10 protein-coding genes are annotated in these 11,444 nt (G+C 56.2%); 8 read left to right on the top strand and 2 right to left on the bottom strand.

All coding sequences use genetic code 11. The features are described 5' to 3' along the window. Positions 1–56 precede the first annotated feature (56 nt). Complete coding sequence (locus FN806_RS03285; RefSeq protein WP_142633977.1) at positions 57–833, top strand: enoyl-CoA hydratase-related protein; 777 nt, start codon at positions 57–59, stop codon at positions 831–833. A 5-nt stretch (positions 834–838) separates the two neighbouring features. On the opposite strand, the gene bmt is transcribed toward FN806_RS03285, so the two are convergent. Both bmt and FN806_RS03275 read right to left on the bottom strand, forming a co-directional pair. Next, positions 839–1,852, bottom strand: coding sequence for a betaine--homocysteine S-methyltransferase (gene bmt / locus FN806_RS03280; RefSeq protein WP_142633975.1), 1,014 nt, complete (start codon positions 1,850–1,852; stop codon positions 839–841). A 118-nt stretch (positions 1,853–1,970) separates the two neighbouring features. Then, positions 1,971–2,288, bottom strand: coding sequence for a DUF1476 domain-containing protein (locus FN806_RS03275; protein ID WP_142633973.1), 318 nt, complete (start codon positions 2,286–2,288; stop codon positions 1,971–1,973). A gap of 186 nt (positions 2,289–2,474) precedes the next feature. On the opposite strand from FN806_RS03275, the gene purC reads away from it, so the two are divergent. The 7 genes from purC to FN806_RS03240 all read left to right on the top strand — a co-directional run bounded on the left by purC (position 2,475) and on the right by FN806_RS03240 (position 11,440). After that, a complete protein-coding gene (gene purC / locus FN806_RS03270) occupies positions 2,475–3,230 on the top strand; it encodes a phosphoribosylaminoimidazolesuccinocarboxamide synthase (RefSeq protein ID WP_142633971.1) in 756 nt (251 codons plus the stop codon). Between the two features lie 129 nt (positions 3,231–3,359). After that, positions 3,360–4,019 carry a MarC family protein gene (locus tag FN806_RS03265; RefSeq protein ID WP_142633969.1) on the top strand — a complete coding sequence of 220 codons (660 nt, stop codon included), beginning with the start codon at positions 3,360–3,362 and terminating at the stop codon, positions 4,017–4,019. Between the two features lie 95 nt (positions 4,020–4,114). Next, the gene (purS, locus tag FN806_RS03260; RefSeq protein WP_142633967.1) at positions 4,115–4,345 is read left to right on the top strand and encodes a phosphoribosylformylglycinamidine synthase subunit PurS; all 231 of its coding nucleotides are present in this window, start codon (positions 4,115–4,117) and stop codon (positions 4,343–4,345) included. 22 nt (positions 4,346–4,367) lie between these two features. Then, positions 4,368–5,036, top strand: a complete 669-nt coding sequence (gene purQ / locus FN806_RS03255; protein ID WP_142633965.1) for a phosphoribosylformylglycinamidine synthase subunit PurQ — start codon at positions 4,368–4,370, stop codon at positions 5,034–5,036. Positions 5,037–5,072: 36 nt separating this feature from the next. After that, entirely contained in the window at positions 5,073–6,851 is a 1,779-nt protein-coding gene (locus FN806_RS03250; protein WP_142633963.1) for a sensor histidine kinase, read from the top strand. 12 nt (positions 6,852–6,863) lie between these two features. Further along, positions 6,864–8,198, top strand: coding sequence for a sigma-54-dependent transcriptional regulator (locus FN806_RS03245; RefSeq protein WP_142633961.1), 1,335 nt, complete (start codon positions 6,864–6,866; stop codon positions 8,196–8,198). Between the two features lie 506 nt (positions 8,199–8,704). Continuing rightward, positions 8,705–11,440 carry an Rne/Rng family ribonuclease gene (locus FN806_RS03240; RefSeq protein ID WP_142633959.1) on the top strand — a complete coding sequence of 912 codons (2,736 nt, stop codon included), beginning with the start codon at positions 8,705–8,707 and terminating at the stop codon, positions 11,438–11,440. The last annotated feature ends 4 nt before the right edge of the window (positions 11,441–11,444 follow it).

Raw genomic sequence — 11,444 nt, 5'->3', positions numbered from 1 at the left:
TTCCTTCATTGGAAATTGAGGCAGGGTCGCAGGCGCAGCGAACCTTGGAGGGGTGGATGGAATACGAAGCGATCCTGTTGGACATTGCGGATGATCTGGCAGTGGTAACTCTGAACCGCCCAGAGAAGTTGAACGCAATGACCGCTCAGTTGCGGGCCGAAGTCACGCACGCGATGAAACACGCTGCCACCCATGCCCGCGCGATTGTTTTGACCGGTAAGGGAAACGCTTTTTGCTCGGGTCAGGATTTAGGTGATGCCTCAAGCACCGGGAAGATTGATCTTGAGCGCACGCTGCGCGACGAATACGAGCCCATGCTTGAAGCAATCTATAATTGCCCGGTTCCAACAATCGCCGCAGTAAATGGCGCTGCTGCGGGGGCAGGGGCCAATCTGGCGCTATGCGCGGATATCGTGATCGCGACGGAGAGTGCTTATTTCCTGCAGGCTTTTGCCCGTATCGGCCTGTTGCCCGACGCTGGAGGCACCTGGTTTATGCCGCGCCAGATGGGGTTCGCCAAAGCCATGGGCGCTGCTCTTTTTGCCGATAAGATCAGTGCTCGACAGGCCGACGACTGGGGCCTGATCTGGGAAGCCGTTCCCGACGCGGAGTTCGAAGCGCATTGGCGCAAGCGGGCCATGTATCTGGCCAAAGGTCCAACCTCAGGGTTTGGCGCCATCAAAAAGGCTATTCGCGGCACCTATGAAAACACTCTGCCGCAACAGCTCGAGGCAGAGGCGCATCTGCAAGGTGAATGTGGCCGCAGCCGAGACTTTTCCGAAGGCGTCGTTGCCTTCATGCAAAAACGCCCCCCGAAATTCGAAGGGCGTTGAGGTTGTCAGGCGCGGCGGCGTTTACGCACGCGCCGTTCCGGAAGGGCGGACTCGCCAGTCCCGTCAGTTGCGGATGAGAACGGGCCCAGCGCGTCTGTGATCTGATCAAGGGTTGGGCGTATACCGGACGGGGCACCGTCAAGCGCAGCTCTCATGTGCCGCAGATGCTCGGGCATTGTGCCGCAACATCCGCCGATAATGCTTGCGCCAGCCTCTCGCGCCATGGTCGCATAATGGCCCATCAGTTCCGGCGTGCCGTCATAATGAATATGTCCATCCACATATTTCGGAATACCGGCATTGCCTTTTGATATCAGCGGCCGTTCCGTACCTTGTGCGACAAATCCAAGGACAGTGCGCAGAATATCAGACGCGCCAGTCCCGCAATTTGCGCCAAAGGCAACCGGCGGGTTAGGGAGCGTTTCAACCAACTGAGCAAAGTCGGCGGATGTGACACCCATCATGGTGCGGCCAGCCGTGTCAAAGCTCATCGTGCCACACCAAGGCATATCGACCAGCGCAAAGGCTTCTGCCGCGGCCCTGAACTCTTCTGGGGCGCTGATGGTTTCGACCCAAAGAACATCGACACCGCCGTCCTTCAATGCATGAGCCTGTTCGTGGAACATTTCCACGGCATCGGCATGGGACAGGGCGCCAACAGGCTGCATGATCTCGCCGGTTGGTCCGACCGATCCCGCGACGATAACCGGACGGTTGGCTTTGTCAGCAACCTCACGGCCAAGTTCTGCGCCTGCGCGGTTCAGTTCACCGACCCGGTTCTGAGCCTCGTGCAGTTTGAGACGCGCAGATGTCCCGCCGAATGTGTTGGTCAGGAAAAGGTCGCTGCCTGCGTCTACTGAGCCCTGATAGAGCGCGCGGATTTTATCCGGTGCATCGACGTTCCAAAGCTCGGGCGCGTCGCCCGACTGCAGGCCCATGTTGAATAGGTTTGTACCTGTTGCTCCATCCGCCAAAAGAGTCGTGTTGGAGTCCAGAAGTTTGCTGAGCGCATTTGTCATAAGAATATTCCGAAACTGGCGAGCCGCGCTAAAAATGCGAGACGCCCCGTGTCTCATGACCGGGGCGTCAAATCAAATTCATAAATCTCATGAAGATCATGAATATTGCGGGGAGACCTTAGTTGGTTTCGTTGAGAACCTGTGCTTTGGCCTCGACCAGAAACTCGGCCATTTTTGCACGGATATCGTCATCCGAAGACAGATCCCCGAGATCGCCGGAAACTTTGCGCACGACATCCTCGTGCCCGGTTTCTTCCAGGTCTGAAATCACAACGGATTTTGCGTATTCATCGGCTTCATTACCGGTTTTGCCCAGTTTTTCGGCCGCCCAAAGGCCAAGCAGTTTGTTGCAACGCGCCTGTGCTTTGAACTGCATTTCTTCATCATGGGCGAATTTTGCTTCGAATGCGTTTTCGCGCTCGTCAAACGTAGTCATCAGTTGGACCCCTTGGGTTGGTAGTTCTTTCCTTAATGATATGACGATACGACGATCCGGGTGCAAGGTATTTGCGCTGCGTCAAAGCCTCTCGGTCCTCGGAACTTGCGGGAAGGTGGGGGTTGGACTAAGAGAGCGCCAAGGCGAAGGAACTTTTTCCCTCGCGACAGTCTGGAAAGGTCGCTCATGGCGCGTCGCAAGAAAATTTACGAAGGTAAAGCCAAGATTTTGTATGAAGGCCCTGAACCGGGTACAATCGTGCAGTATTTCAAGGATGACGCCACCGCCTTCAACGCTGAAAAGAAGGACGTGATCGACGGGAAAGGTGTGCTGAACAACCGCCTGAGCGAATACTTCATGAACGGGTTGAATCAAATCGGTGTGCCGACCCATTTCATCCGTCGCCTGAACATGCGCGAACAGTTGGTCCGCAACTGCGAAATCGTACCGCTTGAAGTTATTGTTCGCAATTTCGCGGCTGGCACGATGTCCAAACGCCTTGGCATTGCCGAGGGGACACAGCTGCCGCGCCCGATAGTGGAATACTGCTACAAGGACGACGCGTTGGGTGATCCTCTTGTCACCGAAGAACATATCGCCGCCTTTGGCTGGGCCAGCCAGCAGGACATGGAAGACATTCTTAGCCTCGCATTGCGGGTGAATGATTTCATGAGCGGTGTGATGCTGGCGGTTGGCATTCGTCTGGTCGATTTCAAAATTGAAATTGGTCGCGTCTATGAAGGTGACTTCCAGCGCCTGATCATAGCGGATGAAATCAGCCCAGACAGCTGCCGTCTTTGGGATATCGAAACCGGCCAGAAGCTAGACAAGGACGTATTCCGCCGCGACCTGGGCAGCCTGACCGACGCCTACTCGGAAGTTGCGCGTCGCTTAGGCGTTATGCCGAAAAGCAATGTGTCCAAACCGACCCTGATCAACTGATCGAAAGCCGAAGAACAACGCAAAAACGCCGCCGATATTGGGCGGCGTTTTTATTTGAGATCTGGTATTTGACAGGGCCGCAGCTTGTCCGGCATTGTTTGTTGAACAAGCGTAATCGGGTGAATAAAAATGGCCGAGCTATTTGATCAGGCAGTATTTTTAAAGTTCCTCGCTGCGCTGCTGGCGATTTTCAACCCGCTATACGGCATCCCGATTTTCCTCAGCATGACCGAGGGGTATAGCCCGCCAGAACGTAAACGCGTTGCAATGGTTGTGACAGCCACGGTTGTGATTGTATCACTGATTTCGGTACTGATCGGCGAAGAAATTCTGGCGCTTTTCGGTATCGACATTCCGTCTTTTCGCATCGCTGGTGGGTTGATCATTCTTGGGGTTGGTATGTCGATGCTGAACGCGTCTGACCGGTCAGAAAGCGATCAGAAAGCCGTTAAAGATGGCGCGCAGAAGAAGAACATTGCGGTTGTTCCCCTGGCTATCCCGTTAACGATTGGGCCCGGCACTATCGCGACAACCATTGTGTTCGCGCATAGTTTGCCCGACGGCGCCGAGGTAGTAACTTTGGGGGCGGCCGTATTGATTGCCTGCGCTATTGTCGGGCTGGGATTGTTATTCGCTGACCCTATTTCCAGGTTCTTTGGGCCGACAATGATCAATGTGATCACCCGTGTTATGGCCATCATTTTGGTTGCCGTAGCGGTTGAAATGGTTCTGACAGGGACTTTCAACGCAATAGATACGCATTATCCCGCGCTAAAGGGTTCCGAGTAGGTGCTGACAAGGGTTGTCGAACGCCGACAGTCGCGCTATCCCCGCGCACAACGGAACGGGCCTCAAATACCGGCCCTCAGCTGGAGTTGCAGTAAATGAAAGCACGTGTGCATGTGATGCTGAAAACCGGGGTACTTGACCCTCAGGGTGAAGCGGTGCGCCACGCATTGGGTGCCATGGGTTTTGATCAGGTCGAAGGCGTCCGTCAGGGCAAGGTGATTGATCTTGAACTCGCCGAGGGTGCGACGGAATCGGACGTCACCGAGATGTGCGAAAAACTGTTGGCTAACACGGTCATCGAACGCTACGAGATCGAACTGGTCTGAACCGCTTGCAGGAGGGCTAGCCATGCGCGCAGCTGTCATCGTTTTCCCCGGTTCCAACTGTGATCGGGATCTTGCCGTTGCCTTTGAACAGGCCGGGTTCCAGGTAGACATGGTCTGGCATAAAGATGCCGCTCTGCCCAAGGGCGTGGACATTGTCGGTGTCCCCGGCGGGTTTTCTTATGGAGACTACCTGCGCTGCGGAGCGATTGCCGCACAATCCCCGATCTGCAAGGCCGTGGTCGACCACACCGAACGGGGTGGGTATGCGGTTGGTATCTGTAACGGTTTTCAGATCCTGACAGAAACGGGCATTCTGCCCGGCGCTCTGCTGCGCAATGCGAACCTGAAATATATCTGTCGTACCGTAGGCCTGAAGGTCGCAACCAGCGACAGCGCCTTTACCCAAGGCTATAACGCTGGCGATGTGATCGGCATTCCGATTGCACATCATGATGGAAACTATTTCGCGGATGAGGCTACATTGTCCGCGCTCAGGGATCACGACCGGATCGCATTCACCTATACCGAGAATCCAAACGGCTCGGTTGGCGACATTGCGGGCATTCTGTCTGAAAACCGCCGTGTTCTTGGTATGATGCCGCATCCCGAACGAGCGGCAGACGAAGGGCATGGTGGCACCGATGGAACGGCATTGTTTCGCGCATTGTCGGGCATTGTCGCACCTGCGTGACTTGAGCTTGCATCTTAGCCCGCGTAACTTTCGGGGATGAGTTCCGACACACGCTCTACCTGGTCTGCACTGTTCAAACCGCTCCGCGCTGCGCCTCTTGGCTGGCCTTTGCGCGCGGCTGTTCTGGTGCTTTTGTTGGTAACGGTTGCGACGATATGGATAACCAACAGTCTGCTGACGGATCGGTTTACTGAATCCACGCGAAACCGGGCCGAACTGCGCCTTGCTCTGTATTCCGGGAACCTGCTGAGCGAGCTGCGCAGAAATGCGATTGTGCCGCAGCTGCTAGCGCGGGATCCGACGCTGATCTCGGCGTTGCAATCCAGCGATTTTACACTGTCCACGCAGCGACTTATTTCTTTTGTCGAAGAGATAGGCGCCGCATCCTTGATGCTTTTAGACCGGGATGGCCGATCTGTTGCCGCAACTGATCGCAGCCGGTTGGGCGAGACGCACAGAAACGCGCCGTATTTTGTAGATTCCATTCGGTCAAACTCGACCATCTTCACCGTGATTGAAAAGGAATCCGGTGGTTACAGCTTTATCTATTCGCGCCGGATGGAGGCCTCGTCGGATATCCTTGGTGTCATCGTTGTCGAGGTTGATCTGCAGAAATTCGAACGCGCCTGGGCAGGTATCTCCGATGCTGTTCTGGTCGCTGACAGTACGGGCACCATTATTCTGTCAACCGAACCGCAATGGCGCGGAGTAGAGGAGGGGGCTGCCATGCTGCGGCAGCCGCCGCAAAGTGCCATCCAGCGCGCTATCAGGGCCACGACCGATTGGACGGCTCTGCCCCCCGACGCCTATTTGCAGGGCGAGGCGGTGATCCGCATGGAGACACGCATTCCATTCCGCGGCTGGACGATGACCTCGTTCACGACCTACGCCTCGATCCGTGAGAAGGTAAACAGCGTTCTTGCATTGGAAATCATGGGTTTTGCGATTCTGTTGGCGCTTGCCTTCTATGCGCTCAGCCGTAGGGCCACGTTCAGAATGGCCTTGTTCCAGCGCGAGTCGGCAGAGCTTCGCGCATTGAACGCAAGGTTACAGCGGGAAATCGCTGAGAGGGAACGGGTTGAAAAGACGCTGGAAGTAGCCGAGCAGACGCTGGCCCAAAGCTCGAAACTCGCAGCCCTGGGCGAGATGTCTGCGGCCGTCAGCCACGAGCTGAATCAACCTTTGGCTGCAATGAAGACCTATCTTGCCGGCGCGCGTTTGCTGCTGCGACGGAACCGCCCCGAAGAGGCGCTGGCCAGCTTTGGCCGCATCGACGGTCTGATTGAACGAATGGGCGCAATAACACGCCAGCTCAAGTCCTATGCCCGCAAGGGTGCGGATGCGTTTTCACCAGTTAACCTTGGCGAAGCGCTCGCTTCGTCCCTCTCCATGATGGAGCCGCAACTGCGACAGAGGCACGTCAAGATTACGCAGATACTGCCGGAAGAAAGCGTACTAGTCATGGGCGACCGCATGCGGATCGAACAGGTGATGGTGAACCTCTTGCGTAATGCCTTGGACGCCACCAAGTCTGTATCGGAACCGGATGTTGAAATCATACTGGCCGCGGGTGACCAGGCGGTGCTGACTGTACGCGATAATGGCTATGGGATTGAAGACATCGAAAACCTGTTTGAGCCGTTCTACACGACCAAACAACCCGGCGATGGAGTCGGTCTGGGGCTTGCCATCTCATCCGGTATCGTGAACGACCATGGGGGACGGCTGACCGCGCGCAACAGCCAGCACGGTGGCGCGGTGTTTGAGATGCAACTGCCGATACTTGGAAGCGATGGCCTTGAGGCCGCTGAATAACGAGGAATGAATATGGCACAGGCCATGAAAATCGCCATTGTTGATGACGAACAGGACATGCGCCAGTCGATCAGCCAATGGCTGGCACTGTCGGGATATGACACTGAAACCTTTTCCAGTGCCGAGGATGCACTGAAAGTTCTGGGTCCGGATTATCCGGGTATCGTCATATCGGACATCAAGATGCCTGGTATGGACGGTATCCAGCTGTTGAAAAAGCTGATGGGCGCGGACAGCACCTTGCCGGTGATCATGATTACCGGCCACGGTGACGTGCCAATGGCGGTTGAGGCCATGCGCGTGGGTGCGTTTGATTTCCTCGAAAAGCCGTTTAACCCGGATCGGATGTCCGAACTGGCCAAACGTGCCAGCAATGCCCGCCGGTTGACGCTGGACAATAGGGCCCTGCGCCGCGAGCTGTCCGGTGGCACTCAGATTATGAACAAGCTCATCGGTGCCAGCCCCGTGATGGAGCGCCTGCGCGAGGATATTCTGGATCTGGGGCAGGCTGACGGTCATGTTCTGATCGACGGAGAAACCGGCACCGGGAAAACCCTGGTTGCACATGCGTTGCACGCTGTTGGCAGTCGCGCTGGCAAAAAATTTGTTCTGGTTTCGTGTGCTGCTCTCGAAGAAGAGGCCTTGGGAAAGCGTCTGTTCGGCCCGATGATGCCAGAAGACAGCCAGTTGCCCGCGATTGAGGAAGCCCGGGGTGGAACTCTGGTTCTGGAGGATGTCGAGGCGCTCAGCGATACGCTTCAGGCGAAACTGCTGAGTGTCATGAACGATCAGGGCACACCTGCCGAAACCCGCATCGTCGCCATTTCTAACCTGCAGGAAGCTGGGAAAACCAGCGAGGACGTTCTGCGCCCTGATCTGTTCTACAGGCTTGCAGCATTGCGGATCACAATGCCGCCGCTGCGTCAGCGCGGTGAAGACATTCTGACCCTGTTCACACGGCTGAGCGAGCAATTCGCTGAAGAATACGGCTGCGATGCACCTCAGGTCAGTGCGCAAGAGGCAGCTCAGCTTTTGCAAGCGCCGTGGCCCGGAAACGTACGGCAGCTGATAAACATCGCGGAACGTGCCGTGCTGCAATCCCGTCGCGGATCGGGGACGATCGCGTCTCTGTTGATGTCTGATCACGAAGAAATGCAGCCCGTGATGACGACCGAAGGCAAGCCGCTCAAGGAATATGTCGAGGCATTCGAGCGGATGCTGATCGACAATACCATGCGGCGACATAAGGGGTCGATTGCCTCGGTTATGGATGAACTATGCCTGCCGCGTCGGACATTGAATGAGAAGATGGCCAAATATGGCCTGCAACGTTCCGATTACCTGTGACGGGCTTGAGGCGATGCCTTTGTCGCCCTTTGGGTGATACCAAGTGATGTTTTTAGCTGGATAACGAGATCCCGACCGGTGGTCGGGGTCTTCAATGCAGTTTGCCCATTGTCTTTTCCACAGGACTGCTTTTATTGTAACCAGACGGGTTGGGCGGATTTGACGCCGAAAAGTCCCGATCTTTGAGATTCGCTGCTACGCCACTGGTGGAGACCAAGTCCCACACTGGCCAAGCAGACCGATTGTGCCCCTTAACGGGGTGATTGAACGCCTGAGCCCGCAGAAAAGCGGGCGAAAGGAATAAATGGGCAGGCAGCGGTTGTTCGCGCCTGTCGGAGAAGAACCGCGATGACGCGCGCGCAACGACTGAGTGTACGGGCAGGGGGCCATAGTGCCAGACCCTGCAGCGCGCCGTCTGAAATCGCCCTGACAAGACACCACCCCAAAAGCACCCATCCTCCTGGACGGGTTAGGACAACGCGTTTGGCGCGGTGCACTAAGGAAACATGGCTAAGAAAATGCTTATCGATGCCACCCACGCGGAAGAAACCCGCGTCGTGGTGGTTGACGGAAACAAGGTCGAGGAATTCGATTTTGAATCCGAAAACAAACGTCAGCTTGCTGGCAACATATATCTAGCAAAAGTTACACGGGTCGAACCCTCGCTGCAGGCAGCTTTTGTTGACTATGGCGGAAATCGCCACGGATTTCTGGCGTTCTCGGAAATTCATCCCGACTATTATCAGATTCCCGTCGCTGATCGCGAAGCTCTGATGGAAGAAGAGCGCGCCTATGCCGAGGCAATGCGTGCGCGTGATGAGGCTGAGGAAACCAAGCCCAAAAGACGCCGTTCGCGCTCGCGCGCCAAGGCTGCCGATATCAAATCGGATGATGCAGTGGAATCGGTCGAAGTCTCGTCCGAACCCACAGGCATGGAAACGATTGACCTGGATGAGAGCGATGAGGCCAATGATCCTTCTGTAGAAGAAGGAACATCTCCGGCCGATCATGTGGCAGAAACTCCGGTAGAAGAGCCGACGGACGAACCGGAGGCGGAAGAAGCAACCGCAGAAACTGAAGACGCGCCTGCGGAAGAAGTCGATCAATCAGATGCTAGCGCTGATCAGGAAGGCACGGACAAAGAAGCCGAGGCGCAGGAAAGCACCGCGACTGAGACGGACGCGGATGACGCGACAAGCGCTGAAGCCAACGCCGAGGACGCCCCTGACGAGGCTGGCGACGACGAAGAAGAAAACACCCGTACGGACGCCACCGCAAAAGACGAGACCATTGAGTCGGTTGCCGACGAAGATGACAGCGAAGACATCCGTCCACCGCGCAAACCGCGCGCGCGCCGGTACAAGATTCAAGAAGTCGTCAAAGTACGCCAGGTTCTGCTTGTGCAGGTCGTCAAGGAAGAGCGTGGCAACAAAGGTGCAGCTCTGACCACTTATTTGTCACTTGCTGGCCGATATTGTGTTTTGATGCCGAACACTGCGCGGGGCGGCGGCATCAGCCGTAAGATTACCAACGCGCCTGATCGCAAAAAGCTTAAGGAAATTGCGGCTGAGATCGACGTCCCGACAGGGGCGGGTCTTATCATTCGGACCGCCGGGGCGAAACGCACCAAATCCGAAATCAAGCGCGATTACGAATATCTGCAACGTATGTGGGAACAGATCCGCGAGCTGACGTTGAAATCCATCGCGCCTGCGAAGATCTATGAAGAAGGCGACCTGATCAAACGGTCGATCCGCGATCTCTATAATCGCGACATCGACGAGGTTCTGGTCGAAGGCGAAGGCGGATATCGCATCGCCAAGGACTTCATGAAAATGATCATGCCGTCGCACGCCAAGAATGTGCAGCGGTACGAAGACGCGCTGCCATTGTTCGCGCGCTATCAGGTGGAAAGCTATCTGGCGGGGATGTTCAACCCGACGGTACAGCTGAGATCGGGTGGCTATATCGTGATCGGCGTGACTGAAGCGCTTGTGGCGGTCGACGTGAACTCGGGTCGGGCAACCAAAGAAGGCTCGATCGAGGAAACGGCCCTGAAGACCAACCTTGAGGCCGCCGAAGAGGTGGCTCGCCAGTTGCGCCTGCGTGATTTGGCCGGTCTGATCGTCATCGATTTTATCGATATGGACGAGCGGAAGAACAACGCCGCTGTCGAAAAACGCCTGAAAGAAAAACTGAAAACAGACCGTGCGCGCATCCAGGTTGGTCGCATATCTGGTTTTGGTCTGATGGAAATGAGCCGACAGCGCCTGCGTCCCGGTATGTTGGAGGCAACGACACAGCCTTGTCCGGCCTGCCATGGTACCGGCCTGATCCGTTCGGATGACAACATGGCGCTGAGCATTCTGCGCCAGATCGAGGAAGAAGGCACGCGCCGTCGCTCACGCGAGGTGCTGGTGCGCTGCCCGGTCAGTATCGCCAACTTCCTGATGAACCAAAAGCGCGAGCATATCGCACAGATTGAGGCGCGCTATGGTCTGTCGGTTCGCATCGAAGGGGATGTGCATCTGGTAAGCCCTGATTTCTCGATGGAGAAGTTCAAGACCGCCAGCCGGATTGTTCCCGAAGCCAGTGCGCCGGTTGTATCGGTTGATGCCACGCTGATGGAAATGGTCGACGCCTCTGAAGAAGAGACCGTCGAAGAAGAAACGCCGCAGGCTGAAGATGAAACCAAACCCAAGCGCAAGCGCCGTCGGCGTCGTCGCAAGAAGGGCAATGGTGGTGCCGAGGGGCAGGATTCTAACGGGCAGGAGGCTGATGAAGATACAGCTGAAGCGTCCGAAGAAGCTGTGGAAGAACCTGCAACAGATGCCGTAGTAGCGGTGGAAGAGACGCAGGAAGAAGCGCCTGCCAAGCCTAAACGCCGCCGGGCTCCGCGTCGCAAGAAGAAGGACGCCGAAGATGCCGAGACGATAACCGAACAGGTCGTCAAAGCTGAACCAGAGGCCAAGGTCGAAGCTGAAACGGAAGCTCCGGCAGAAATCGAAACTGTCGAAGCCGAAGCAGCACCGAAACAGGAAACGGTTTCGGAAACTGCCGTGCCGACAGAAGAAACGCCGGAAGCGGCAGAGCCTGTTCAAGAGGTTGTTGCGGTTGAAGCCACTGAGGAACCAGCAGTAGAAGTCACAGAGCCTGTGCTGGAAGTGGTTGCGGATGAACCGGAAACGCCATCGGAGCCTGCCAAGCCAAAACGGCGCGGTTGGTGGTCGTTGGGCCAGTAACTTG

It is taken from the genome of Ruegeria faecimaris, from assembly GCF_900182615.1.
Lineage (GTDB): Bacteria > Pseudomonadota > Alphaproteobacteria > Rhodobacterales > Rhodobacteraceae > Ruegeria > Ruegeria faecimaris.
This window is presented reverse-complemented; position numbering and strand designations above follow the sequence as displayed.

Bases quoted from the DNA above. Each gene is read 5' to 3' on its own strand.
- purQ (WP_142633965.1), top strand. From the start codon at position 4,368: ATGCGCGCAGCTGTCATCGTTTTCCCCGGTTCCAACTGTGATCGGGAT.
- purS (WP_142633967.1), top strand. From the start codon at position 4,115: ATGAAAGCACGTGTGCATGTGATGCTGAAAACCGGGGTACTTGACCCT.
- bmt (WP_142633975.1), bottom strand. From the start codon at position 1,852: ATGACAAATGCGCTCAGCAAACTTCTGGACTCCAACACGACTCTTTTG.
- FN806_RS03285 (WP_142633977.1), top strand. From the start codon at position 57: ATGGAATACGAAGCGATCCTGTTGGACATTGCGGATGATCTGGCAGTG.
- FN806_RS03250 (WP_142633963.1), top strand. From the start codon at position 5,073: ATGAGTTCCGACACACGCTCTACCTGGTCTGCACTGTTCAAACCGCTC.
- FN806_RS03265 (WP_142633969.1), top strand. From the start codon at position 3,360: ATGGCCGAGCTATTTGATCAGGCAGTATTTTTAAAGTTCCTCGCTGCG.
- FN806_RS03275 (WP_142633973.1), bottom strand. From the start codon at position 2,288: ATGACTACGTTTGACGAGCGCGAAAACGCATTCGAAGCAAAATTCGCC.
- FN806_RS03245 (WP_142633961.1), top strand. From the start codon at position 6,864: ATGGCACAGGCCATGAAAATCGCCATTGTTGATGACGAACAGGACATG.
- purC (WP_142633971.1), top strand. From the start codon at position 2,475: ATGGCGCGTCGCAAGAAAATTTACGAAGGTAAAGCCAAGATTTTGTAT.
- FN806_RS03240 (WP_142633959.1), top strand. From the start codon at position 8,705: ATGGCTAAGAAAATGCTTATCGATGCCACCCACGCGGAAGAAACCCGC.